This window comes from Legionella sp. 16cNR16C, assembly GCF_021297775.1.
In the GTDB taxonomy this organism is placed as follows: domain Bacteria; phylum Pseudomonadota; class Gammaproteobacteria; order Legionellales; family Legionellaceae; genus Legionella_C; species Legionella_C quinlivanii_A.
This window is the reverse complement of record NZ_JAJTMX010000002.1, coordinates 539,846-564,240: the sequence shown is the minus strand read 5'-3', so window position 1 is coordinate 564,240 and position 24,395 is coordinate 539,846. Positions and strand designations below refer to the sequence as shown.

Below are 24,395 nucleotides of genomic sequence, written 5' to 3'. Positions count from 1 at the left end.
AATGCCCATTGTTTAATATATTATACCAAATTTTAAACACCCAATATTGGCGAATATAAAATTTTTCCAAATGCATGAGGCGGTGAGATTAGGGCATTGATATACTTCAGAATACGCTTCCATTATGTTCGGTTCATTTATGAAAGAAATCGTTTTGGCGACTGCCAACCAAGGAAAAATTAAAGAAATTCAAGCTATTCTTTCCCCCCTTCAATGCTTAAGCATGGCTGATTTTGAAATTGAAAGCCCTGAGGAGAATGGTTTAAGCTTTATTGAAAACGCCCTGATTAAAGCTCGTCATACCAGTGCACAATCAGGAAAAGCAGCGTTGGCGGATGATTCAGGTTTAGTGGTTCCTGCGCTAAATGGCGCTCCAGGAATTTATTCCTCCCGCTATGCGGGAGAAGACGCAACGGATGGCGACAATATCCAGCAACTCTTACACAATATGAAGGATTTAAAGCAAGAGCAGCGGTATGCGTATTTCTTTTGCGCCATTGCTATCCTTCGCTTCGCAGACGATCCTGTACCTCTTTTAGCTTATGGGAAAATCGAGGGGCAGATCATTTTTGAACCCAGAGGAAGCAAGGGATTTGGTTATGATCCAATATTTTATATTCCAGAGCGGCAGTGCACTGCCGCTGAATTATCTCCTGAAATAAAAAACAAAATCAGTCATCGGGCACGCGCCTTATCTCAGCTTCGGGATCAGCTGAAGGAGCTACTATGATTACCAGCATCCAATCATTCAATGAACTTTCCACCCAGGATTTATATGACATTCTGCAATTGAGAAATGCTATATTTATAGTGGAGCAGCAATGTCCATATCAGGATCTGGACTATAAGGATCAGCAGGCCTTACACCTGTGTATGCGCGAAGGCGAGACTTTATTAGCCTATGCGCGAATTCTACCCGACTATGATGCCAATATCTTAAGTTTTGGCCGTATTGTCACTGCCGCAATCGCGCGAGGCCAGGGATTGGGAAAACAATTGCTAAATAATGTCATGGATTATCTGCAAACTCATTTTGCCGGCAAAATGGTTCATATTCATGCACAGCTTTATTTAAAACGCTTTTATGAATCTTATGGATTTTCGAGTGAGGGAGAACCTTTTGATGAGGATGGAATCCCGCATATTTTAATGGTCAGATCACTATGAATGATGATGAACTATTTGAGAAAGCTTACTCGCTTCATTATGGGGGACAATTGCCGCAGGCGATTACCCTCTACGAGCAGCTGCTCAATATCAATCCTCAGAATGAGCGCGCCCTGCAGTATTTAGGCTTAGCCTATGCACAGTTGGGCGATATGGCCAATGCGGTGCTCTTCATGAAGCAATCCCTGCAATTAAAACCTGATAATCCGGTGCTTCTTAATAATCTGGGCAATGCGTATAAAAATATACATGATCTTGATCAAGCCATTTCCCATTACAAGGAAGCACTTCATTATAATAAAGAGTATGCCCAGGCCCACTGCAATCTGGCAGGTGTCTATGCTATTCAGGGAGATTATCTTCAAGCGCTGGAGCATTATCGTCAGGCCGTTCATGCCGAGCCTGATTTTATATTGGCTCACTTTAATTTAGGCTTGTTATTACTAAAAAATAATCAGTTAACCCCCGCAAAAATTCAATTTAAAAACGTCCTGGCATTGGATCCTTCTCATGTTGAGGCGCAATTTTATCTGGGCGTACTGGAACTCGAAGCCAATCGACTGAAAGAAGCAGAACATGCTTTTCAAACCGTTTTACAGGAAAATGAAAATCATGTGCAGGCGCTGACTAATTTAGGGGTGGTCGCCTTGAAGCAGAATAATGGACAGTTAGCGGTTGATTATTTCACCCGTGCACTAACTATTGATAATGATCACATTGAAGCACGTAACAATCTGGCCGCGACATTTATCCATCACGACCGCTTCGAAAATGCATTAATGCATTATGATGTTTTGCTGCAACAGTTTCCTGATAATAGTGAATACTTATACAACTCAGGCGTTGCGCAAATGGCTTTAGGTCATTTAAACGAAGCCATTGCTCATTTTGAAAAAATTCTCGAAACAGATCCTCGTCACTTTGCCGCTCTTAATAATCTCGCCGCTATTTATCTCCGTCTTGAAGATAAAGAACGGGCCAAAAAATTACTGCAGCAGGCCTTGCTTGTCGAGCCGGAGGATAAATCAAGCCGGCATATGCTGAATGCTTTGATGAATAATCAACGAGCGGAAACAGCGCCAGAATATGCGGCCAATTTATTCAATAATTACGCGCTTTATTACGATCAGCACCTCAAGGATTATCTTGGTTATTCTTTACCAGAACGAATTCGAAAATTCCTGAAAGAGGCCGATATTCAGATTGTCGAACGGGTATTGGATTTAGGCTGTGGAACCGGACTTTCCGGAGCCAGTATTCGTTCATTTTGCCAGGAATTAATCGGCGTGGATATCGCTGCAAAAATGCTCGATCAGGCGCATGAAAAAGGGATCTATGATCAGTTGGTTGAAGATGAAATTATCCACTTTTTGAAAAAAGATACAGCCTCCTATGATTTGATTATTGCAGCAGATGTCCTGCCTTATTTTGGTGATATTTCGGAGTTATTTGAGCTCATAAGCCAGCATTTACTTACAGGAGCCTATTTCATTTTCAATACCGAAATCAGCTTCGAACCGCCCTGGCAATTACAGGCGAGCGCACGTTTTAGTCATCATCTGGACTATTTAAAGCAATTATCCTTAAAATCTCATTTTCGCTGGATAAAACAAGAGGAAATAGCCAGCAGAAAACAGGAAGATAAACCTCTGTTGACCCGTCTCGTTATTCTTCAAAAAGAAGAAGCACAATACGAAACTTGCCAGGTACGTCATCCTGAGCGTAGCTAAGGATCTCAAACTGCTTGGAACTGAGCCAGATTCAGGAGATCCTTCACTACGTTCAGGATGACGTTGAGAGGATGGTTCAAGATGACGTTGAGAGGATTGTTCAGGATGACGTACCTGGCGTGTCGTAAAGATATTGTAAAATTCTGCTGCTCCTGTGAAGTTGCATTGGCTTTTTAAATATAATTTCAAACATTGCTAATCAAGTTTAAATCAGGATGCCCCATGCCAGAAGCCCAGCAAAAGACTACCCCAAGCCTGAACGAGAACGCCTCAAGCTCCTCCATCACCATGGTTTTACAACGATTCAGGAAAAGTGAAGAAGAAAAAGAAGCGGCCGCGGAGTCAGCTAAAGTACGCTGCAAGACCTGTTTTAAAGAAATTGCGCCAACTCCCCGTTGTTTTGGACATGGCGGAGGCGGCGGTGGTGGCGACGGAGCTGAAGAGTCATCAGAGAATACCAGCAGCCAAAGCATTGAGCTATCCCTGACAAATTTATCTCCCTTAGCCGATGATGAAGATTTCCTGGTTGAGTTTAATCCAATAGAGAATAGCGAAGAAGCTGAGTCAGAGGACGAGTTATTTGATCCTGAGGTAATTGCTGAGTTAATCGAGCAAGGCTTATTGCTGGTCAATACTGATCCTAAATCGATGACGCTGACTATCAAGCTGCAATGCGAGCCCGATGATTTATCTGAAAAGCAAAGAAAAGAATTAAACAAGTTTATGACCGCAGTTATAAAAGAGTTCAATTCATTTAAAAAACAACATCATTTAAGTGATGATTGCATCCACCTGGTTGAAGATACGAAGAAAAATATACTCTCCTTACGTATTAATCTTCCTTCCCGTTCCTTATACGATGCCTTTATTCAACAGTTAGCGAACAATCTCTTACCGGTTCCGAGACCCGCAGTAATCAATGAGAGCTCGCGCGAGGAAAAGAAGGGTTTAGTTTCATCGCCATTAGCAATGGAACCAAAACCCGATTTGAAGAAGGACGACGTAGAGCAAGACGAAGAAAGGGCAGAGGATAAGCTGACAAACTTTAATCCCTCCCCTTTTTCAATCGACTGTAAGCCCTGGTAATCCAGGATTTACATTAGGTTCTGTGAACCTAGCTAAGAGGGGGCAATGGTGCTGGAGTTGCTGGCGGCCTTCCCTTCTTTCTCCGGCCTTCTGCGTTTGGGAATCGTCTGTAAAGGGCTATCCCAATGCCCATCGCTTTCAATTTCAATATCCCCGGATTCCCTTTTAGCACCCCCCCCCATTTCTGCAGTCATCTTTTCATAAGAGCTTGAGGGAGTATTCTCTTTATTTGCTGCCTTCCATAAGTCACGGTAAAATTGGCAATTCCCTATTAAGTCATCATGCGTTCCCTCCGCTATGACCCTTCCGCCGTCGATTACAATAATCCGATCGGCAAAGTCTCGTGCTTCGCTCAATTCGTGCGTAATCATCAAAGCTGCATAGGGCTTGAAATATTTCTTAAAGGCTTCCATCACCTTTCTGGCTGAGGTAGCATCCAGAGCAGATGTAATTTCATCCAGGAGAAAAATACCGTCCCTGTTTTTCATTAAGCCGCGAAGGATAGCGATCTTCTGTTGCTCGCCCCCTGATAAGCCCTGCCCCTGGTCACCCACATCCGTGTCCAGTTTACTGGACAAGCGATTTAAGAGTTCATCAATACCCAATAATTCAGCCAGGTTGAAGATTACAGTATCCACATCCTCTACCGGCTCCTGAGCACCAAACAGGATATTCTCTTTGACTGATCCTTTAAATAAGCCCGCCTTTTGAGAAAATAAGGTGATAAAAGCCTGCCGCGCCCGAAGGCTTATACCATCGACATCCTGCCCATTAATATAAATAGAGCCTCCACTTTGTGTGGAATGGCCAAATAACAAATTGAAAAGGGTACTTTTACCCCCGCCACTGGCACTGACAACCGCAACCCACTCTCCTTTTTGGATCCTGGTTGAAATCCCTCTTAATATTTTGCGCTCTTGCTCATTATCCTCGTTTTTGGGATATCTGAAGCGAATGTCTTTAAACTCAATGGCGGGATGATCGTTTTCAGTTAAGTCCAGTTTTACATCAGGATGTTTGTCTATTATCTGTTTGCTGTTGTCTATAAATTGACCATAGACCGTTTGTAAGTCTGGCATTAAAGACAATAGACGCGTGAAAGCCGCCCCAAAATCGGGGGCCATTTGGCATAATTGATTTAGATAGCCAAGGATGAAGATAAAGCTTTGAGGGCTAAGCGCTCCTTCTCTTAGCTGATAGGCGGCATAAACAGCACCCAAGAGCATACCTGTTCTCGAGATTGCGGTATATCCCTGGCTGGTTCTATGCTTTATTTTATCCATTTTAATCAGTGCTTCACCGAAGGTTTTGTTTGCCCCTGAAACAAGCGCCCTGGCGGCAGCTTTTTTATCAAAATTGTCTATTATTCCCTTGTTGGCCAATGCGCCAAGAAATGTTTCCCATACTTTATTATTTTTCTGTATATATTCTGATTTTGCCTCGACTATAGTGTTTACCCTGGTAGCAGCAAAAAGCCCACAGGCAGTAAAAATGGACACGGCACTGATTCCCAAAGCCGGGGAGTGAGTCAGTACTGCCATGAGGGCGCTTCCCAGAATAGCGATATCGGCGGCACTGAGCGTCTCGCCAAATAGAGCTTCAATCAACTCTTCAATCCCCATGCTTTTTTGAATAAGCTGTATCTGAGGATATGAACCGAGTCGAATGCTCTCTTCAAGAGTAAGCCCTACTTGTCTTTCAGTTGCTTCGGTGACCACTCGTTCAAAGGTATCGGCACGGGGCCCTGTTAGAAGTATTTGCGCCTGTGTTTTTGCAAGTCCTCCTAAAGCATAAATACAGGTAAGTGCTGCAACCAGGGACTCAACTGAATACTCTACCCCCATTATTTCAATTGATTTTTCATCCGTGAACGATGCCTCGGCAATTTTGGCGAACAAAAAAGAACTGGAACCATTTGCAAGCGCCTGAATCAGATTCATGACTTGCGCAAGGCTTATGTCTGGAAGATTTTTTCCAGTACAAATATAAGAAATGAAATAGGAAAATGCACTCCAGAGTGATGCCTTTTTTTCTGTTCCGGGAGCAGACTTTGCTCCATCCAGAATGGGATTGGATTCTCCTGAACTTTCAGCCTGAGGGGGATTATTTTTTTCTAAATTATTTTCAATGTCGTCATCGAGTTCATCAATGAGATTAGACCGACCGCCAAGCTTAACAAACGATTTGACCCATTGCACAATTCGCATACGCACTCCTGACTTGCCCCCCTATCTCCTGGGAATGACATTATAATGACCTGTGTGAGCAGCAATAGTACCTTGCCACAATTGATTTGTAAAAAAAATCGGCATTACTTTCAACTAGCTCTAATTCCATGATTCACTGCGGCTGATTTCGGACTATACTTCGTTTAAACAACAAGGACAGGATAGCTATGAAAGGTTTTTTTGGACCAGCGAGCTGGGAAACACGCCTTCGGCAATTGCAGATCAATCCTGATGAAATCAATGAGCGCGATCTGGAAACAATTATCAATTATTTTCGCAGAAATATTAAAAGTGATTTACAGCCCCAGCAGACTATCACCGCCCTTAAACACTTGTATGAAAGTTATGAGCGAATAAAAAATAAAAACGCTTTGGATGAAACCCTTGATTTCGATTCATCTCTGATAGTATTCAGCTATGCCGCTAAAAATGGGATGGATCGATTTCTGATACAGGCCTGGCCGCACAGTAATAACGAGGTCAGAAAAAACTGCCTGCAACATGTGAATAACTTTAATAATTCAGCGCTGCATCTGGCTTCAATTAATGGTCATCCTCAGGTCATACGGTTTCTGCTGCAACTGAATATGTCAGCCATGCAAGCGAATATGGCAGGTAAGCTGCCAATCATGCTGGCTTTGCAATGCCACAATATCGCCATGCGACAAGAGTGTTACCGAGAGTTCTCTCATATCTTGCCTGAAATTGTTCAGCGATTGGATGCCGCAGGTGAAAATATCCTGTTCTATTTGCTTCGAGCCCAAATGGAGGATGAAGCATTGGACGTGCTTCAGAAAAATCCGTCGACATTGCAGGCAATCAATGATGAAGGCGAAACATTACTGCATCTGGCCTTGTTACTTGGATTAAAAAAAATATATCAGCCCTTGTTAAGAAATAAGGCGATGGTTGAATATCAAACGCTTCACAATCAAACTATTCTGCATTATGCAGTAGCCGGAGGTTATGTTGAAGCAGTAACAGCGGTGTTAACGGGTAAATTCAATTTAATTGATAAGCAAGACCGTAAACTCAATACCGCTCTTCATTTAGCTGCCGGGCAAAGCAATGGAAAAATGATTGAACTACTTCTTGCACATGGCGCAAGAACCGATTTATGCAATGAGCATAATAAGCTGGCAGCCGATCTTGCATCCAATGAGTATCAGCATCTGTTACAAAATAGAACACCCGGTATGAGTATTCATTAATAGCAAACCTGAATCCGTATTCTACACTGTAGTTAAGGGAATGAATCGGAGTATGTATGCTCACACCAATCCAGACGTCCGGAAAACTGGCCGAAATAAACACACTGAACTCGCTTATCCGTTTGTATGATCAGAAAAAGTCAGACAGGCGGGAACAGGCTATGCTTCTGGCGCAGATACATACTTTATCTGAAACAGTTTTTATAGACATGCAAACGAAACATGACCCTAACTTTGTGGACAAAGATATCGATAATTATCTTAACTGGTATTCAAGCAGCCTGGTGATGGAAGAACTCGCCTCATTTGAAACAAGCGTTTTCCCTGGAACCTCTGGCGAAAAAAGCGTTCTGGAATTGGCTCAGCATCCCACACCTCTTCCAACCGTTAAAGAGTGGACGAAGCACACAACGCCTCGGAATTTTTTAGCTGCAAGGAATGAATTATATGAAAAAATAGACCCTTTACTGCTGGCGGTTCATCAGCAACGTGCAGGGCAGCATGAGAGTGAGCAAGCGAAGATCAGTTACTACAATGCCCTTGAACAACTAAAAAATCATATACTGCTTCAGCTAAACCACCCTACTGAAACCAATAGAAAGCCAGTTGCCCAGCATCGGCTACGTAATTTATTGAGTGCCGTTCTTTTTGAAATGAATTATATTTTTGAAACCCTGGAAGATAAAAAAGTTGAGTTCGAACATCAGAAGCATGTGGCAGCCGAACTATTGGGCTTCCGCTCTCCTCAGAATCGAGCACTGCTGGAGCTATCAAAACAATTATCCAGCAACCAAATGGATATTATACCTGGTTTTGAGACTAGGCGATTGGGGCCTCAAGGGGGTGGCAATAACAAAAACTGGGTGACCACCAATCTGGAAACAGGGCAATCTTATTTAATCCGCATGGCTGACGGGAATGATTACAAACCCGGTGTGATTAACCAACTACGCCGGGATCCAGAGATTAGCAAGTTTCTTACTCAGGATTATTTGCGTGCCGTCACCCCTTTATTGGCAATGGGGAACAATAATCTGATCACCGTATCTGAATTTTGCCAGAATGGTGATATTTTACGATACCAATCCCGGCACGCCAAAACAACGCCCGAGCTTTTAGTAAGCATGGCTTTGCAAAGAACTCTGGAGGTTGCGGAATTTGTTGCTCTGTTGGCGAAGAAAGGCTATGGTCATCCGGATATCAAGGCAGAAAACTTTTTAGTCAATGACAAATTGCAGCTGGCGGTTTCTGATATAAAATTTATTCGCCCTTTAAAAGCTGATGGCACATTGGAAAAATATGAAGGAGTGAATACTACTTATTCTTTTGCCGCACCCGAATATCTTAGGGATCTATCAAGCAATGTGCATATAAACATGGATAAATTTTCCAGCTATCAACTGGCAGTCATGTTATACGACTTACTGACCATGCAGCAAGGCGATGAAAAATTATCCTGGGCCTCAAAACTTCAGCTTGCAGGCTGTGACGCAGCGGTCAGTAATACAGCGGATGCCCTTGACTTTTCAGCGGAAATTTTCCAAACCGAGCCAGGAAAGGCAGCCAGAGAACTCATTCAAATGAGCTTGCAGGCCAATCCAGAATTACGACCTGGAGTAAATGATTTTATGAGTTACTTAAATCAAATTTCTCTTATTCAAGACTCAGAAATAGCAGAGGATTTGCCTGCAAATATGAAGCCGACAACAGCGCCTGCGAGTTTGATTATGAAAGAAAATCTGAATCACTTAAAAAATCAGGGTGCTGAGCAAAGCCTCTCATACGAGCATTCAAATAAAACTATGTAATATTTTAGGGCGAAAGTGTATGGTCATAGGCCTTTTCGCCGTGCTCAATGATATCCACCCCCTGAATTTCTTCCTCGGGGGTTGAGCGGATGTTTATCAGCTTTTTTAAAGTAAAGAGAATCAATGCCGTGCCGATGATGGACATGGCAATTGCAACAATGACTGCTATCAACTGGTAAACTATCAGCATAGCGTTTCCAGCCAGTAAACCGTCTTTACCAGCGGAATTCATAGTTACCGTGGCAAATACACCGGTCAGAACAGAACCAATCACACCCGAGATACCATGACAGACAAAGACATCCGCCGCATCATCGACCTTCTCGAACCGATTGAGGAAATCCAGGCAAAACTGCGCAATGATTGCTGTAATACTTCCAATAACGATTGCTCCCATCGGGGTAACGAAGCCCGATGCAGGCGTGACAGCAACAAGGCCAATCACCGCGGCAGCTGATGCGCCAACTGCAGAGGGCCTTTTTCCCCGCGCCCATAATAGCAATGTCCAGGTTGTAACCGCGGAGCTTGCAGCCAGCATCGTGGTAATGGCTGCGCAAATAGCTAAATCATTGGCAGCGGAGGCAGAGCCTGCGTTAAATCCAAACCAGCCAAACCATAACATTGAAGCACCAAGAACCACAAAAGGGATATTGTGGGGACGATTTTTTTGCTGCGATAAGCCAATTCTTGGTCCAAGAATAATCGCAGCAATCAATGCAGAAAATCCGGCACTAATATGAACCACGATCCCGCCGGCAAAATCAATTGCGCCAATTTGTGCTAACCACCCATTACCCCCCCAAACCCAGTGCGCCAAAGGAATATAGACAAGAATGGTCCAAAAAAATACAAACAAAATGTAACTGCTGAATTTCATTCGCCCTACCAGCGCACCGGAAATTATGGCCGGAGAGACGACTGCAAACATCATTTGAAATAACATAAACAGTGGAATGGGAATAGGTAAACTCTTATTTTCCGCAGAAAATAAACCCGCAAGTCCCAGATAATCCATATTTCCCAGCCATTGATTACTTCCGCCGTAAACTAAAGAGTAGCCAAAGACCGCCCATATAAGAGGGATGATTGCCAGACAAATAAAACTCATTTTGATTGTATTTAATGTGTTTCGTACTGGGCTTAAACCAGAGTAAAAAAAGGCAAGGCCAGGCGTCATTAACATTACCAGAGCACAGGATATTAGCATCCAGGCTATATTTCCATGATCCATAAAATATCCTTATTCATGAAGGCCTGCTTACATAAGCTAACCGGACTCACACTGTTAAAAAGGCAGCTCCAATCCCGGATTAATCTGATTAATCTGTTTACGAAACAGCGTTTTGATTTTTTCCAGAGCATTTTCATCCTCAGCCTCAAATCTTGCAATTAGACAAGGTGTGGTATTGGAAGCTCGCAATAAACCCCATCCGTCCGCAAACTCCACCCGTAAGCCATCAATTCCAATTACGCGCCCTTTGGGAAATTCTGCTTTTTTTTCAAACTCCTGCATAAACAGAAATTTGTCTTTTTCTGCCATTGGAATTTTGATTTCCGGCGTATTGACACTTATCGGGATTTGCGCAAACTGCTGACTGGGGCTTAGCGGGCTTTGACTTAAGAGCTCCAGCAAGCGGCAAGCACTGTATAAAGCATCATCAAAGCCAAACCAGCGATCTTTGAAAAATAAATGCCCGCTCATTTCACCAGCCAGAATAGCGCCTTTTTCTTCCATTACTGATTTCACAATCGAATGGCCCGTGGGACACATTTGCGCCACGCCGTCACCCTGTTCAATAATCCGGGTTAGAAACGCAGAACATTTCACATCAAAAACGATGGTCGCATTTTTCGTTTTCTTCAATAGATCGCGGGCGTAAAACATCATCAAACGATCGGGCCAGATCATTTCTCCCGTTTCGGTAATTACACCCAGACGATCCGCATCGCCATCAAAAGCTAGGCCAATATCAGCCTGATGCTTTCTGATCGTATGCTTTAACTCTGTTAAGTTTTCTTCAATAGTGGGATCGGGGTGATGATTGGGAAAATGGCCATCTACCTCGCAATGCAGAGGAATCACCTCACAACCCAGGCGCTCCAAAACTTTCGGGACAAGCGGGCCTGCGATACCATTGCCGCAATCCACAACTATCTTGAATGGTCGAGCGACATGCACATTTGAAACAACCAGATCGGCATAGGCATCCAGAATATTCAGGAAAGAGCTTTTCCCCTGCCCCTCTATGAATTGGCCATTCTGAATGATTTTGTATAAATCCATGATTTCAGATTTGGTCAGCGTTTTACCCGCCAGGACCATTTTAATCCCATTATACTCCGCTGGATTATGACTTGCGGTCACAATGAGGCCTGAATCCGATTGCGGCAGATGAGTGGCATAATACAGCACAGGACTGGATACCGCCCCGAGTTCTATCACATCGATTCCACTGCTAAGCAGACCGCATTTTAATGCTTCTGCCAGGCGCTCACTGGTCAGGCGACCATCACGAGCAAGAAAAATACTGCTGCGATTCAAAGCTTTCATGCGTACGCTGAGTGCTTTACCAATGCTATAGAAAGCATCCTCATTAAAGTTTTCATCAATCACGCCGCGAATATCGTAAGCACGAAATACCAGCGGGCTTACTTCTTTTTCAACATAAGGCATCAGCCTCTCCCCGAGCTGCCAAAACCGCCCTCACCTCGTGGGGTTTCGATAAAAGCATCCACCAATTTAAACTGGCACTGAACAACCGGCAGGAAGACCAATTGGGCAATACGTTCACCAGGATTCACAGTAAAATGCTCCTGATTGCGGTTCCAGCAGGAAATTTTTAATTCCCCCTGATAATCAGAATCAATAAGCCCAACGAGATTACCCAGCACAATACCGTGTTTATGCCCTAAACCAGAACGAGGCAGGATAACCGCCGCCAGTTGCGGGTTTGCGATGTAAATAGCCAGACCGGTAGGCAAAAGAACCGTCTCACCGCCAGCAATTTGCAAAGGTTCATCGATACAGACCCGTAAATCAAGACCAGCAGACCCTTCAGTGGCATACGATGGCAACGGGATACTGTTCCCAAGGCGGGGATCCAGTATTTTAAGTTGAATTGCGTGTTCCATCAGTTATCTCCAGAAACTTCAGATGAGGCGACATTTTGAAGAGTTGAAGCCAGGATTGCAATAAGATCAGCCGCCAATCGCTGTTTATTGTTCAAGGGCAAATGAATTTCTTCTTTTTGCGAGATAACCACCACCTCATTTTCCATTCGATCAAACCCCAAGCCGTTACCCACTTGATTGGCCACAATCAAGTCAAGCTGCTTGTTTTTAAGCTTCTTTCTGGCATTTTCGATTAAATTATTAGTTTCTGCAGCAAAGCCCATCACCAGCCCCGCCTTTTTAGACTGCGCAACGCTGCTTAAAATATCCGGATTAAGCTGTAATTCAATAACTGGCTTTTGGCCCTGTTGTTTCTTGATTTTTTGCGAAGCCACGGCAACAGGCGAATAATCAGCAACAGCGGCGCATCCGATAAATAAAGTTCCAGGTATTAAATGCTGCATCACCTTGTCAAACATTTCTTTGGCAGAAATCACCCGATGGCATTCGATATTGGATGGAGGCGGCAAATCAGTGGGCCCGCTGATCAATACCACCTTAGCCCCTGCCATACAGGCCGCTTCAGCCAGCGCATAGCCCATACGTCCGGAACTATGATTGCTGATGTATCGTACAGGATCCAGTGCTTCCCGGGTGGGGCCAGCGGTGATAAGAACGTGTTGCCCTGCCAGAAGCCGGCGAACTTTCAGCAGGCGTAAACTGCTGATTACAGCCGGTGCTTCCGCCATTCTTCCCGGACCAAACTCCCCACAAGCCTGATCTCCTTCATCGGGTCCGACAAAAACAACGCCACGCTGCCTCAACAGCTCACAGTTATCGCGAGTCGCCGGATGATTCCACATGCTGTGATTCATTGCCGGGCATACAAGGACAGGAATATTGGCCACCAGATACAGGGTAGAAAGTAAATCATCAGCCAGCCCCTGAGCCATTCTGGCCAGACAATTCGCGGTCGCCGGTGCAATGACTAAATAATCGGCCCAACGCGCCAATTCGATGTGTCCCATTGAACGCTCGGCTTGTGGATCGAATAAATCCATTCGTACTTCATTGCCGGTCAGGGCTTGAAAGGTCATGGGGGAAATGAATTCTCTGGCGGCCCTGGTCATCACCACCTGCACCTCTGCACCGAGTCGGGTCAGTTCACGAACTAAATAAGCAGATTTATAGGCGGCAATACCCCCGCAAACACCTAACAGTATTTTTTTATCTTCAAAATCTTGCATGCTTGAACAGTTTTGATAAGAATAATCCCCGATCAAAACACAAACCTCGCTATAAAGGAATAAGAATGACAAATTTGTTTAACGCGCAATCCCTGGATTTGCGCGAAAAACTGGCAACTATTGGCGCTGAAAAGCTGTCTGATACGGAGTTGCTTGCAATTTTTATCAGCTCTGGTAACGGCAAACGCTCTTGTCTGCAGTTAGCTCAGGATTTACTTAAAACATTTGGTGATTTGCGTGCGATTCTTAATGCAGATATACAAGGATTCAAGTGCATTCCAGGTCTTGGGCAAGTGAAATACCTTCAGCTACAGGCGGCGCGTGAGATCTGCCTGCGCAGCGAATTTATCACTTTGAAAAAAGACCAGCAGCTTGGCAATACAGAGCAAACTTATCGCTATATCAAACGTCAGCTACGCGACAAAAAAAATGAGATTTTTGCAGCTTTATTTCTGGATAGTCAATACCGGGTTATCTGCTATGAAGAATTATTTCACGGTACTATCAATGCAGCTACTGTGCACCCGCGTCCCCTGGTAGAGCGCGCACTCAAACTGAATGCTGCCGCAGTCATCATTGCCCATAATCACCCTTCTGGATTATGTGAAGCTAGCCAGCAGGACTATCGGGTTACTGAATGCCTGAGTCAGGCGCTGAAGCTGATTGATGTCCAGCTGCTCGATCATCTGGTGATTGGTGATAATGAAGTGTTTTCCATTCTGGAGCAGAGGAAACAGGCTTGTCATTAGCCTGATAACAGTTTTTTTGTCAAATTCAAAACCAATTTGCTATAATTTATAACATGATTATTTTCTATCTAAAGCGACTATGGATAATTTATCACGAGAGGGAATATTGGAGTTATCGGAAGACAATCCGGTAGGGCTCATTTATTCGCCGACTGAATTACATCAATACCTGGTTGAGTTAATCGCAAACCACAAGACAGATTATTTGCACAAGGGAACTGACCTGGCTTCATTCTCAACGCTGGATGATGCCATGCGGGAAGCCAGAAAGCGGGGCGCAAAATCTTTTTTTCTTTGTCTGGATAATACTTACGATGAATGCGGTTCTGAATGTCTGCAAAGTTATTTCAACTACCTGCCCGTTTATCCTCATTAATCTTGATTATTTCCGGAAGAGTTTGTAGAGTCTGTCCTATCGAACTGCTATAACAGGAACTATTAATGCGGACCTATTTATTTCTAATGTTATCTACCTTGTCTTTCCTGGTCAAAGCAGACACCATTGATCATTATATCAACATTTCAAATAACATCCCGCAGATGGAAATGAAAGCCGATGCCCAATCCCAGGCCTGGGCGCGTTCAGCCCGGAATGTTCTTATTATTACTGCAGAAAGTATTGCCGAAACACTGACTCAGGCCAATGATTTAGCAAAAAGCCAGGGGCGTCAGTTATTCTGCCTGCCCGAAGGAAAAAAACTGGATGCAATGACGATGAATAACATCATTGTTCAAACCTATAATGGTATCTCAAGCCAGGAAAGCGACAAAAGTAAAATGACCGTGTCTCAGGTGGCCTGGCTTGGTGTAATGAAAAGCTTTCCCTGCCAGGGCAATGCAGCCGCTCCAGCTGCTTCATCCAATTCAGCTACCGGAAAAACAGCGCGCATGCAGCATATGAGTTCAGTTCTGGGCTTGCCTTCCTAAAGTCACTGTCATTAAGGATCATTGTAGGTTGGGCCCTTGGCCCAACAAAAGGATTGAAACACTCCATAACTCAATGTTGGGCCAAGGGCCCAACCTACATGTAATCGCAGAATTCCCTTGACTTAATGGCAGTGAGGGCAGCCTGAGCCTCTAGGCACTAAACTCTTCAAAGGCTTCCAATGCTTCTGCGGCATACATTAAAGACGGCCCGCCGCCCATATAAATAGCCATCGCCAAAGTTTCCATCAACTCTTCACGTGAAGTTTGTAATTTAACCAGAGCTTGTGAGTGGAACCCGATACAGCCAGGGCAATGATTGGCGACAGCCAGTGCCATTGCGATGAGTTCTTTGGTTTTTTTATCCAGCGCGCCATCTTTGGTAGCGGCTTGAGCTAAAGAAGAAAATCCGGCCATAACGTCAGGCATTTCTTTGCGCATTTTCGCGAGTTGAGTGCTGATTCCTTTGGTTACGTCATTAAATTTTGACACAAAATTCTCCTGTTAAATGATTACCCTTCTGATTTATATCATGGCAGCAACCCGTCGACAAATCCGGCTTGCTGAAAAGTTATTAAAAGAGAAAATTTCGATGTTGCCAGCAGGCTAGTGAAGCCCGCTGCTCGTCGTAAATGTTTTGGAATGCAATTCGACACATCCCTGATGATAGGCAATTGAATAATTGTTTTTCATAAAACCGACATGCGAATTTAACAACTCGCCTAATCTGCCGCTTGAAGCAAAAAACGCCCGATCTACTACTTTCTCATTCACTTTTTGCGCGGTTACCAGCATTTTAGCCATCAGTTTGGCCCGCGTCTGCTCAGGTAATTCTTTTTGATTGAGTCGGGTTAAATTGGTGAGTAATGTTTCAGCAATATTCAGCTTTTCATGCATAAGATTATAGTGAACCATATATCGGGGGCTGAAAAAGCGAAACTGATTTTTTTTATAATTATTCAAGTCAGACTTCATACCTAGAATATACACTTTTAAAGCATCTTCCAGTTGCCCGGCTGAAGATAATAATCTGGTCTTAGGTTCTCCGTGCTCACCAATCAGGCTTCCTCCCCGACTTTTGGTTCCGGGTTTTGGATTTAAAAGAAGATAATTTAACTCCTGTACATCCGAACGGGTTTGCAGGCGTTCGGCGAGACAATTACAAAGAGCGTAATATTTCTTTAGATTATCATTAGTCGTGCCTTTCGGTGGAACGGCTGAGGATAATAATTGTTTTAAGCCCTTCAAATCATTCAGGCTGGCTCGCTCAACGATACTAAGTGATAATTTGGTCGCAATATGCAACTCTTTATCTGAAAGACTTTGCTGTAATTCCAGCATTCTCAAAATGATACTTCGCAGCACCTCTTTGGTGATAACAGGCTCAGCCAACTCAGGATGGCTTAACTTATTTAGCCAGGAATGGGTCAGTCGTTCCTCACTTAATAAGTTATTCAGCACAATTTCCCAATTTGCACGACTTTGTCTGGTAGTACAGCGCTTATAGCCTGACATGATTTGCAGCAAGCGTTTTGGCTCTTCCCTAATCAGGGGATGAGATAAAAGGGCCACAAAATCTTCAAGGATAAATTGATTAAGATAGGGTAAAGATTGACGGAAATTGGCTGAAAATTTAATGGCTTTCTCAAGATGCTCATTTTTTTCAAGTAACTGCTTGCGGTTATGAGTCGACAGCACGGGCTGAGCGTCCCTCAATTGCGCCTTAAAATTATTTTCTATCCGAATAAGCGCGGCATGAAGCCTGGCTCTGGGGATTTGTGATTTTGCCAGCTTAGGTGAGGTTTTTTTACACTCAATACCCTGCTGAGATAATGCCTTTATCAAGCGGTCAACATTACAATCTTCCCAGCGAATGCCAGATGTCAGTCTGGTTTCATCCAGGCTGCCATTATCCGCATGATGAACCAGAATGGTTTGCTCAGGGTTATGGGGCAAAGCCATTCCTTCCATCACACTAACCCCGCCGCCCCGCTGAATGACCAGATTGCTTCGGGTAAGTAATGGCGTTAAACTGATATCATCCTGATTTGTCGATACAGGAATGATAAGGCTGCTGAGATGCGGATAACGCGAACTAATTTCCTCTATTTCTTTTTTAAATTTATGACCACCCAGGACAAAGATTTTCTCATAGCCATTTGTTAAAAGGGTTTCAATGTATTTAACTGTGTCATTACCCGCCTGGCTACCGAGAAGAATAGTCGCGATCTGCTCGTGGGCAGCGACAGAATAATCAGATTCGCTATCATCCGGATTTTTGAGACTTATTTTGCAAGGCTCATGAAAATATCGACTATAATCCAGGTCAGGATTTTTAAATCCTGGACGAACCATCGGATTGTCCTTCGCAGGCACATCATAAATCCCGGCAAAATGTTCTCCCTTGGGAAAATGAAAACGAATGATATCGTCCGTCATTCCAACACCATACAACCGCATTTGCTGCTGCTGCTTTTTATTCAGGCGAGCTAAGGGATTAAAAAAATGAACCGCCCCCTCAGTAGGTAAATCTGTAAAATACTGCTGGACTAATAACTGATTATAACTGGGGTAATTTAGCATGATCCATTCATTGTACTCTCGTGCTGCATCACAAAGCGCTGGCAACCCCATTGCCTGGGTACTAATGATTTCAGTGTAAGGCTCACCTTTAATTGCTGCCGCCTTTAAATCCCTCAGCAATCGTTCTTTAACTGTAGAATAATTTTGATCATCGTTACTTTTTTGTAAGTCAATCAGCTTTCTTAACTCAGAAACGGCGTCCTCTCGTTGTAATATGTTCCAGATCCCTGCACTTTCATATCCGGCGTCATAATAATCCAGCAACATATCGCGATAGTATCGATTGAGCTTCTTTTCAGCGTCATTTAAACGGGTAGTTTCTTCGAGCAAGCTTTCCCGTGACGGAATTATTGGGATAGGTGTGAGCGCGCTGATTTTTTTTAGCAGAGGAGATATTCGATAATCATATAGCAGACCCTGGCCTCTGAGGATCAAGTCGCGAGACGCGTTGTTGCCTTTGTGTTCCAGTAATACCGGCTCATATTCGGGAAAATCAAACTCAATTCCCGCTTTCGCATATTCTCTTACTAAATACTTATGAATCCCTTTAATCGCTGAGATGTGTCCACCGCCACCGCTGCAACCCAATAGAAAAGGTCGTCTCTTGCCTTCACGCTCAAGGCTGATATAGCTAGCCCTAACAACACTCATTCAATACTCCTAAGTTTTGAAGCAAGGATTCTAACGCATTTTTAATGTTCCTAGTTTATACGCTTAGTATTATCAAAACATTAACTGAGTAACATTTTTCTATTAGTTTGTAAATGAACAAATTGGAGTAATTGTTACAACTATATTATTCTTAGCAGAGAGGGAAATCCCTGACTTTCAGGGATGCACATGTTTGTAAACTTTCGCAATTGAACACCTGAGACACTACTTGCTTAACGGCAATTAAACATCAATTTACCAATTCAAAAAAAGATTCATGGCTAAAACATTGGCTTGGAAATTATTCGTATTCACACGTCTGATGTATTGATTCAAGTAGCCGATTTCCGTTGTGAGCGCGGAGTTTAGCTTGTAATTAAAACCAATAAAAAAACGGTTCTGATCAAAACCACGATTGTTCAATCCATTGAAATTATTCAAATGCCAGAAAACCTCTTCGGTGCTGGCAAGATTTAGTTTGGCCGTCGGAACCAGTGGAACCATCAGCTTAAAATACTGTCGATAACGATAGGAGGTATTATCGCTGGTTTCCAGATAACGCTCCTCAAGACGGCAACGTATTGAAAATGTAAGCTCCTGGAATTTCTTCGTCCAAAAAAGCTGCTGCCAGATACGGTTCTCATGAAACGGATGTCGCGTTAAAGGTTCTTCAGTATAAACCCAGGCATAACCGAGCCAAAGCGTGGTATCCTGATTTACCGCATAGCCCAAGCCAGTTCTTAGCAATGTTTGCGAGGATCGTTCTACATTATCCCCTGCGCGCTCTTGCGCTTCCAGCCAGAGTTTAACCGGTTCAAGTTGTCCTTTTCCCAAAGATCCCATGCCAAGTACTGTCAGCCAGCTTTGAAAATCCTTGACTGTATCCGCCGCAAAAGCAGCTTCCGCACTTAGACAGATTAAAAGTACGCTTTTTAAAATAAAACCTGCTAATTTACACATAGTACTGATCTATTTGAAAATTTCTTGAAGAAAATTTTTCATGGCTTGCATGGATCGTTTGGCAGCTATCGGATTGTAAATCGTTCCCAAATCAGGATCATGAGCGTTGGGATTGGTGAACGCATGTTTTGTCAACCCATACTGATGAACTTGCCAGTCAACCTTTGCTTCCGTCATTTCCTGACAAAAATCACTAAGTTGTTGCGGGGGTACCATCGGATCGTCATAGCCGTGCAGAGCAAGAACTTTAGCCTGAATCTTTTGATTGGGAATGTGTTTTGGTTTATCGAGTAATCCGTGAAAGCTGACCACACCAGCCAGTTCCGCACCGCTACGCGCCAAGTCCAGAACACATAAACCACCAAAGCAAAAACCAATAGCCGCAACCCGGGTACTATCCACCTCAGACATGGCAATCACTGCATCAAAACCCGCACGGATACGATCACGCAACAAACGCCGGTCCCCCGCCAATGGTTGCATCAAAGCGATTTTTTCATCGGTGGTGTAGCCGATACGTCCATGCCCATACATATCGAGGGCAAAACCAACATAGCCTAACTCTTTAGCCAGCATCTCCGCCTTATGGCAGGCAAATTCGTTTCGCCCGCTCCAGTCATGAGCAATAATCACCGCAGGACGAGGCTGGTCAATGGAATCATCATAAGCAAGAAAACCATGTAACTCCTGTTCACCATGATGATAGAGATAATTTGAGCTGTGCATGAAATTTTCCTTTTTGAAGCAGTAGGTATTGCTAAAGTCTAAATTGAGACTGGCTAAAAGTCCAATACCATTCTTAAGATAATCCTATGAATTTGAAAGAAATATAACCTCATAGTTCTCATAATGGTCAGCAAAATCAAGATTTGAGACAGGGCCTTGCAGTTTGCAATTATCAATCGGTTTGGCTAGTCATAAAACAAAGTGCTAAACTTTAAATTAAAGAATGAATGATAAAAAATACGTCTTATATCATCTGAATGAATTAACCTGCTAGCGGGAAATCTCGATTTCCACGTGCTAATTAAACGTTAATTACTGACAGGACAGTGATCATGATAGTCAATACTTTAACTGAAGTGAAAGATTTCTTACAGGCACAGTTCTGCTATCATTTTTTTATTACCCCCTTACCTCTGCCGCTCGAGAAAGAATATCGGGATTTTGCAGCTCGTGCCTGTGAGTTTGTGGCTTCTAAACGAACCGCCGTGATACATAGAGACAAACCGCGCCATCATGTAATACATCGCTTTGAGCAGCCAGGTAATCCGCAAGCGAAAAAAGTATTGGTAACTCATGGCTGGATGTCCAGAGCAGCCTATATGGTTCGAGTAATACGGGCGCTCCATCAACAGGGCTATGATGTCTATGCAATTGATTTTCCTGCGCATGGCGAAGCCCGCGGATGGCAGTTAACCTGGCTGGATGCGGTAAGTATTTTAAAAGAAACGCTTAATGAACTAGGGCCTTTTTATGCGGTGTTAGGACACTCCTTTGGCGGCTCTATGTTGCTAAACACTTTAAATCTTGCTCATCAACTACCCGAATGGGAAATAGAACACATGCCTGACAAGGCCATTCTCATTGCCTCACCCACTCAGATGAGAACGCCGGTGAGTAAATTAGCCAGACGTTTGGGGTTAAACGGCTCTGCCTTTTTGCAATTGCGAAATGTGATTCGGCAAAACTCCAAAACCAGCATTGATCATTTAAACTATCGGCGAATGATTAACAGCTGTGAAATTCCTATTTTATGTATTCATGGAAAAGAAGATGACTCGATTAGTCCGCAGGAGTCCATTATTTTTTGTCGGCGATATCCCTTTGCAAGCCTGACTTTACTGCCTGGAGTGGATCATGTGGGCGTTTTGATTGATTCGCGAGTTGAAACACGAGTTGTCCAATATCTCGAATCAGATTAAATAAAAGCACAATGTTAATCCAGGGTTTGCCTGTATCGCTTAAATGCAATAAGCAGAATAACTACAGTAAAGATCATAATCGGGATGGTTTCTCGCCATACATCAAGGAAACCATTGCCCTTGAGTAATATCCCCCGAACAATGATCAGATAATGCGTCAGGGGTAAAGCACTCCCTACCCATTGAGCCCAAACAGGCATGCCCCGGAAAGGGAACATAAATCCTGATAATAGAATGGAAGGCAAAAAGAAAAACATAGCACTTTGTACTGCCTGCAACTGGTTGGTAGCAACAGTTGAAAAGGTCAGACCCATTGCAAGATTTGCAGCAATAAATGGCAAACTTAAGAAAAGAAGAAGAAAGATGTTTCCTTCCATTGGCACATGGAATAAAAATCTGGCCATCAATAAAATCAATAAAGCCTGGACGTAACCGACTATAATATAAGGCAGCAGTTTTCCGACCATCACTTCCAACGGCCTTAAAGGGGTAGCGAGCAGATTTTCCATTGTACCCCGTTCATACTCGCGGGTAATTACCAGAGCCGTTACAATTACCATTGTCATTGTTAAAACAACACCTAAAAGCCCCGGCACAATATTATAGGCAGTAATCGCCAAAGGGTTGTAAATGGTATGAACAAGAGGTTCGTAGGGGGGACCCTGAACAGCTAATGATTCCAGAGGCCCCTTAAGCTCTTCCGTTAATGCCAGTGAAGCCATCTGCGTGAATACATCAACAGCGCGGCTGGTCGCCGCAGGATCAGTCGCGTCCGCTTCCAGTAGAACACCAGGCTTGAGCCCTTTGACCAATTGCTCCGAAAAATCAGGAGGAAAATTCACTACGAACTGCACTTCTCCCCTTTTAATCAGCCGCCTTGCTTCTTCCTCTGAACTGGAGGGACTGATAAACTGAAAATAGGTTGAGTTTTGCATACTCAGAAGAATACGCCTTGTAAACTGGGAAGGTTCAGGATTAACAACGGCCGTAGGGAGATGACGGGGATTGGTGTTAATCGCATAACCAAACAAAATCAATTGCATAAGAGGAATAGCCAGAATCATCCCAAATGTTGCCTTATCGCGTCTCATTTCAATGAATTCTTTGACCATAATACCCAACAAACGAGAAAACCCCTGATGAATCAAGCGCTACCTCCTTTTGATTTTTTAACCAGACTGATAAAGGCGTCTTCCAGTGTGGAGTCAATTGGCTGCCATTTTATCCTATGGCGTTGGGCAAGCTGCTGCAATTCGGCTTCAATCTCTTTTGCCTGATACCCGCTTACATGAATTTGATTGCCAAACAAGGCAGCCTGCATCACAGCCTTCATTTCTTTAGCTTCCTGTAATAAGCTGGTAGTTACATCACCAGTAATCTTCCAGGTTAGTAACTTTGTAGATGCAATGACTTCACTCACTGTTCCAGTAATCAGCAAATCGCCATAGGCCAGATATGCCAGACGGGTGCAGCGCTCAGCTTCATCCATATAATGTGTTGATACCAGGGTGGTAATGCCTTGCTGACTTAGTGAGTGTATTTTATCCCAGAACTCGCGGCGTGCCAAAGGATCAACTCCGGCTGTAGGTTCATCGAGAAGCAGTAACTCTGGCTCATGCAAGAGACAGGCTGCCAAGGCTACACGCTGCTTCCAGCCACCCGACAGCTCACCGGTTAACTGCTTGCGCCGATGAGTCAGTCCTAAATCCTCCAAGGCCCGTTCAACCCGTTGTTTTCGATTATCCAGATTATAAACACGGGCGACAAAATTAAGATTTTCTTCGATACTCAGATCAGTGTAATAACTAAATTTCTGAGTCATATAGCCAACATGCTCTTTAATCCTGGCCGACTCTCGCAAAATATCGTAGCCTAGACAAGTTCCGCTGCCAGAATCCGGTGTCAGCAAACCGCAAAGCATACGGATGGTTGTCGTCTTCCCACTGCCATTAGGGCCAAGAAAGCCGAACACTTCTCCTTTTTTAACATACATGTCGACCCCATTGACCACCACTTTGCCATTGAAACTTTTGCATAAATCATGGACATCGATAATGGCTTCAGCAGTCATGGTATAAACACCGTCACCGGCTGACCCGGCTTAAATTCATTAAATTCCCGCAGATCGGCCTTGATTCGGAAAACAAGCTTATCGGTGTTCTCCCGGCTATATACCAGAGGAGGAATATACTGAGCTTCTGGCGATATATAGCTAATCAGCGCTTGCGCACGCGTACGGCAGCCATCACAAAGAAAGTCAATTTTCTGCCCTACTTTCAGTGTGGCCAGCAGTTCCACTGGAACAAAAAATTCAATGCGAACATTGGCAGGCGTTAACAGGGATAGAACCGCTTTCTGGCTGCCTACAAACTCACCAACGCGATAATAGGTATCAAAAATTAAACCATCTGCTGGTGCATACAGCCGCTTTTGCTCCAGCTGCCATTTGGCAACTGACAATCTTTCGGCGAATGAAGCAATCTGGGCTTTTTGCGCATTGATCTGCTCTTCTCGACTGCCAAGTCTCGCCAGACGAAGATTGGATTCATATTGCTCTTTCAGCTTGACCTGCTCCTGATAGACAGCAACGGCCTCATCAAGGACATCCTTTGATGCCGCCTGCTTGCGATATAATTCCTGGTAGCGTCTGACTCGCACCTCGGCCAGTTTAATTTGCGCTTCGGTTTGTTCAATTTGTGCCTGAATAGCCGCTATTTCCGGCTTTCGTCGTGGATTTTCCAAATCCTTCAATAGATTTTTAGCTTGCTGTAAATCGGCTTCAAACTGTTTAATTTGCAGGAATTCAGGGTTTTTATCCAGCTGGAAAAGTAAATCGCCTTTTTTCACCATTTGTCCGCGTTGCACCGCAAGAGTCTCCAGAATCCCTGAATAAGGCGATGCCAGATAAATATTTTCACCTTCCACATAACCTTGTATCTGGCGTTCTTGTGATTGGTGGCAAGCTATTAAACTGCATATAGTCAATAAAAGGAAAAATTTCCGCATAATGATTTG

General features: G+C 43.8%; 22 protein-coding genes. 10 read left to right on the top strand and 12 right to left on the bottom strand.

Annotated elements, in window-relative coordinates; translation table 11 throughout:
• Nucleotides 1–139 precede the first annotated feature (139 nt).
• From rdgB to LXA66_RS06455, 4 genes are all read left to right on the top strand, one after another.
• Nucleotides 140–730 (top strand): RdgB/HAM1 family non-canonical purine NTP pyrophosphatase, encoded by a 591-nt coding sequence (gene rdgB / locus LXA66_RS06470; RefSeq protein WP_233012461.1) that lies wholly within the window; start codon nt 140–142, stop codon nt 728–730.
• Nucleotides 727–1,167 (top strand): GNAT family N-acetyltransferase, encoded by a 441-nt coding sequence (locus tag LXA66_RS06465; protein WP_233012460.1) that lies wholly within the window; start codon nt 727–729, stop codon nt 1,165–1,167. Before rdgB ends, LXA66_RS06465 begins: the two co-directional genes overlap by 4 nt.
• Nucleotides 1,164–2,897, top strand: coding sequence for a tetratricopeptide repeat protein (locus LXA66_RS06460; protein WP_233012459.1), 1,734 nt, complete (start codon nt 1,164–1,166; stop codon nt 2,895–2,897). Before LXA66_RS06465 ends, LXA66_RS06460 begins: the two co-directional genes overlap by 4 nt.
• A 222-nt stretch (nt 2,898–3,119) precedes the next feature.
• Nucleotides 3,120–3,983, top strand: coding sequence for a hypothetical protein (locus LXA66_RS06455; RefSeq protein WP_233012458.1), 864 nt, complete (start codon nt 3,120–3,122; stop codon nt 3,981–3,983).
• Between the two features lie 32 nt (nt 3,984–4,015).
• Here LXA66_RS06455 and LXA66_RS06450 read toward each other — a convergent pair whose 3' ends face one another.
• The gene (locus LXA66_RS06450) at nt 4,016–6,190 is read right to left on the bottom strand and encodes an ABC transporter ATP-binding protein (protein ID WP_233012457.1); all 2,175 of its coding nucleotides are present in this window, start codon (nt 6,188–6,190) and stop codon (nt 4,016–4,018) included.
• Between the two features lie 188 nt (nt 6,191–6,378).
• Between LXA66_RS06450 and LXA66_RS06445 the strand changes: the two genes are divergently transcribed.
• Together LXA66_RS06445 and LXA66_RS06440 are read left to right on the top strand one after the other, a co-directional pair.
• The gene (locus tag LXA66_RS06445; protein WP_233012456.1) at nt 6,379–7,422 is read left to right on the top strand and encodes an ankyrin repeat domain-containing protein; all 1,044 of its coding nucleotides are present in this window, start codon (nt 6,379–6,381) and stop codon (nt 7,420–7,422) included.
• Between the two features lie 56 nt (nt 7,423–7,478).
• Nucleotides 7,479–9,230: a protein kinase gene (locus LXA66_RS06440; protein ID WP_233012455.1), complete on the top strand. Its 1,752-nt coding sequence runs from the start codon at nt 7,479–7,481 to the stop codon at nt 9,228–9,230.
• A 4-nt stretch (nt 9,231–9,234) separates the two neighbouring features.
• On the opposite strand, the gene LXA66_RS06435 is transcribed toward LXA66_RS06440, so the two are convergent.
• Genes LXA66_RS06435 through coaBC form a run of 4 tightly spaced genes read right to left on the bottom strand, consistent with a single transcriptional unit; the run spans nt 9,235 to nt 13,588 of the window.
• Nucleotides 9,235–10,461, bottom strand: coding sequence for an ammonium transporter (locus LXA66_RS06435; protein ID WP_233012454.1), 1,227 nt, complete (start codon nt 10,459–10,461; stop codon nt 9,235–9,237).
• A gap of 54 nt (nt 10,462–10,515) precedes the next feature.
• Entirely contained in the window at nt 10,516–11,904 is a 1,389-nt protein-coding gene (locus tag LXA66_RS06430) for a phosphomannomutase/phosphoglucomutase (RefSeq protein WP_233012453.1), read from the bottom strand.
• Nucleotides 11,904–12,362 (bottom strand): dUTP diphosphatase, encoded by a 459-nt coding sequence (dut, locus tag LXA66_RS06425; protein WP_112220558.1) that lies wholly within the window; start codon nt 12,360–12,362, stop codon nt 11,904–11,906. The genes LXA66_RS06430 and dut overlap by 1 nt, the downstream gene beginning before the upstream one ends.
• Nucleotides 12,362–13,588: a bifunctional phosphopantothenoylcysteine decarboxylase/phosphopantothenate--cysteine ligase CoaBC gene (gene coaBC, locus LXA66_RS06420; protein ID WP_233012452.1), complete on the bottom strand. Its 1,227-nt coding sequence runs from the start codon at nt 13,586–13,588 to the stop codon at nt 12,362–12,364. The genes dut and coaBC overlap by 1 nt, the downstream gene beginning before the upstream one ends.
• 65 nt (nt 13,589–13,653) lie before the next feature.
• Between coaBC and radC the strand changes: the two genes are divergently transcribed.
• The 3 genes from radC (at nt 13,654) to LXA66_RS06405 (ending at nt 15,264) form a co-directional block, all read left to right on the top strand.
• A complete protein-coding gene (radC, locus tag LXA66_RS06415; protein WP_233012451.1) occupies nt 13,654–14,337 on the top strand; it encodes a DNA repair protein RadC in 684 nt (227 codons plus the stop codon).
• A 79-nt stretch (nt 14,338–14,416) separates the two neighbouring features.
• Nucleotides 14,417–14,713 carry a hypothetical protein gene (locus tag LXA66_RS06410; protein ID WP_233012450.1) on the top strand — a complete coding sequence of 99 codons (297 nt, stop codon included), beginning with the start codon at nt 14,417–14,419 and terminating at the stop codon, nt 14,711–14,713.
• Between the two features lie 65 nt (nt 14,714–14,778).
• Nucleotides 14,779–15,264: a phosphatase gene (locus tag LXA66_RS06405; RefSeq protein WP_233012449.1), complete on the top strand. Its 486-nt coding sequence runs from the start codon at nt 14,779–14,781 to the stop codon at nt 15,262–15,264.
• Nucleotides 15,265–15,414: 150 nt separating this feature from the next.
• Here the strand turns inward: LXA66_RS06405 and LXA66_RS06400 are convergent, their stop codons facing one another.
• The 4 genes from LXA66_RS06400 to LXA66_RS06385 form a co-directional block, all read right to left on the bottom strand.
• Entirely contained in the window at nt 15,415–15,702 is a 288-nt protein-coding gene (locus LXA66_RS06400; RefSeq protein WP_058508053.1) for a carboxymuconolactone decarboxylase family protein, read from the bottom strand.
• 165 nt (nt 15,703–15,867) lie between these two features.
• Nucleotides 15,868–18,495, bottom strand: coding sequence for a hypothetical protein (locus tag LXA66_RS06395; protein WP_233012448.1), 2,628 nt, complete (start codon nt 18,493–18,495; stop codon nt 15,868–15,870).
• 255 nt (nt 18,496–18,750) lie between these two features.
• Nucleotides 18,751–19,455 carry a DUF2490 domain-containing protein gene (locus tag LXA66_RS06390; protein WP_233012447.1) on the bottom strand — a complete coding sequence of 235 codons (705 nt, stop codon included), beginning with the start codon at nt 19,453–19,455 and terminating at the stop codon, nt 18,751–18,753.
• A 9-nt stretch (nt 19,456–19,464) separates the two neighbouring features.
• The gene (locus LXA66_RS06385) at nt 19,465–20,181 is read right to left on the bottom strand and encodes a dienelactone hydrolase family protein (RefSeq protein WP_233012446.1); all 717 of its coding nucleotides are present in this window, start codon (nt 20,179–20,181) and stop codon (nt 19,465–19,467) included.
• Nucleotides 20,182–20,513: 332 nt separating this feature from the next.
• On the opposite strand from LXA66_RS06385, the gene LXA66_RS06380 reads away from it, so the two are divergent.
• A complete protein-coding gene (locus LXA66_RS06380; protein ID WP_112220565.1) occupies nt 20,514–21,380 on the top strand; it encodes an alpha/beta hydrolase in 867 nt (288 codons plus the stop codon).
• A 14-nt stretch (nt 21,381–21,394) separates the two neighbouring features.
• On the opposite strand, the gene LXA66_RS06375 is transcribed toward LXA66_RS06380, so the two are convergent.
• The 3 genes from LXA66_RS06375 to LXA66_RS06365 are packed head-to-tail and all read right to left on the bottom strand — an operon-like array spanning nt 21,395 to nt 24,386.
• A complete protein-coding gene (locus tag LXA66_RS06375) occupies nt 21,395–22,528 on the bottom strand; it encodes an ABC transporter permease (RefSeq protein WP_233012445.1) in 1,134 nt (377 codons plus the stop codon).
• Complete coding sequence (locus LXA66_RS06370; RefSeq protein ID WP_112220566.1) at nt 22,525–23,451, bottom strand: ABC transporter ATP-binding protein; 927 nt, start codon at nt 23,449–23,451, stop codon at nt 22,525–22,527. The genes LXA66_RS06375 and LXA66_RS06370 overlap by 4 nt, the downstream gene beginning before the upstream one ends.
• Nucleotides 23,448–24,386 carry an HlyD family secretion protein gene (locus LXA66_RS06365; RefSeq protein WP_233012444.1) on the bottom strand — a complete coding sequence of 313 codons (939 nt, stop codon included), beginning with the start codon at nt 24,384–24,386 and terminating at the stop codon, nt 23,448–23,450. The genes LXA66_RS06370 and LXA66_RS06365 overlap by 4 nt, the downstream gene beginning before the upstream one ends.
• Between the last annotated feature and the right edge of the window lie 9 nt (nt 24,387–24,395).

Excerpts from the sequence above, each read along its gene's own strand:
- rdgB (WP_233012461.1), top strand. The coding sequence starts at position 140 with ATGAAAGAAATCGTTTTGGCGACTGCCAACCAAGGAAAAATTAAAGAA.
- LXA66_RS06465 (WP_233012460.1), top strand. The coding sequence starts at position 727 with ATGATTACCAGCATCCAATCATTCAATGAACTTTCCACCCAGGATTTA.
- LXA66_RS06460 (WP_233012459.1), top strand. The coding sequence starts at position 1,164 with ATGAATGATGATGAACTATTTGAGAAAGCTTACTCGCTTCATTATGGG.
- LXA66_RS06455 (WP_233012458.1), top strand. The coding sequence starts at position 3,120 with ATGCCAGAAGCCCAGCAAAAGACTACCCCAAGCCTGAACGAGAACGCC.
- LXA66_RS06450 (WP_233012457.1), bottom strand. The coding sequence starts at position 6,190 with ATGCGAATTGTGCAATGGGTCAAATCGTTTGTTAAGCTTGGCGGTCGG.
- LXA66_RS06445 (WP_233012456.1), top strand. The coding sequence starts at position 6,379 with ATGAAAGGTTTTTTTGGACCAGCGAGCTGGGAAACACGCCTTCGGCAA.
- LXA66_RS06440 (WP_233012455.1), top strand. The coding sequence starts at position 7,479 with ATGCTCACACCAATCCAGACGTCCGGAAAACTGGCCGAAATAAACACA.
- LXA66_RS06435 (WP_233012454.1), bottom strand. The coding sequence starts at position 10,461 with ATGGATCATGGAAATATAGCCTGGATGCTAATATCCTGTGCTCTGGTA.
- LXA66_RS06430 (WP_233012453.1), bottom strand. The coding sequence starts at position 11,904 with ATGCCTTATGTTGAAAAAGAAGTAAGCCCGCTGGTATTTCGTGCTTAC.
- dut (WP_112220558.1), bottom strand. The coding sequence starts at position 12,362 with ATGGAACACGCAATTCAACTTAAAATACTGGATCCCCGCCTTGGGAAC.
- coaBC (WP_233012452.1), bottom strand. The coding sequence starts at position 13,588 with ATGCAAGATTTTGAAGATAAAAAAATACTGTTAGGTGTTTGCGGGGGT.
- radC (WP_233012451.1), top strand. The coding sequence starts at position 13,654 with ATGACAAATTTGTTTAACGCGCAATCCCTGGATTTGCGCGAAAAACTG.
- LXA66_RS06410 (WP_233012450.1), top strand. The coding sequence starts at position 14,417 with ATGGATAATTTATCACGAGAGGGAATATTGGAGTTATCGGAAGACAAT.
- LXA66_RS06405 (WP_233012449.1), top strand. The coding sequence starts at position 14,779 with ATGCGGACCTATTTATTTCTAATGTTATCTACCTTGTCTTTCCTGGTC.
- LXA66_RS06400 (WP_058508053.1), bottom strand. The coding sequence starts at position 15,702 with ATGCGCAAAGAAATGCCTGACGTTATGGCCGGATTTTCTTCTTTAGCT.
- LXA66_RS06395 (WP_233012448.1), bottom strand. The coding sequence starts at position 18,495 with ATGAGTGTTGTTAGGGCTAGCTATATCAGCCTTGAGCGTGAAGGCAAG.
- LXA66_RS06390 (WP_233012447.1), bottom strand. The coding sequence starts at position 19,455 with ATGTGTAAATTAGCAGGTTTTATTTTAAAAAGCGTACTTTTAATCTGT.
- LXA66_RS06385 (WP_233012446.1), bottom strand. The coding sequence starts at position 20,181 with ATGCACAGCTCAAATTATCTCTATCATCATGGTGAACAGGAGTTACAT.
- LXA66_RS06380 (WP_112220565.1), top strand. The coding sequence starts at position 20,514 with ATGATAGTCAATACTTTAACTGAAGTGAAAGATTTCTTACAGGCACAG.
- LXA66_RS06370 (WP_112220566.1), bottom strand. The coding sequence starts at position 23,451 with ATGACTGCTGAAGCCATTATCGATGTCCATGATTTATGCAAAAGTTTC.
- LXA66_RS06365 (WP_233012444.1), bottom strand. The coding sequence starts at position 24,386 with ATGCGGAAATTTTTCCTTTTATTGACTATATGCAGTTTAATAGCTTGC.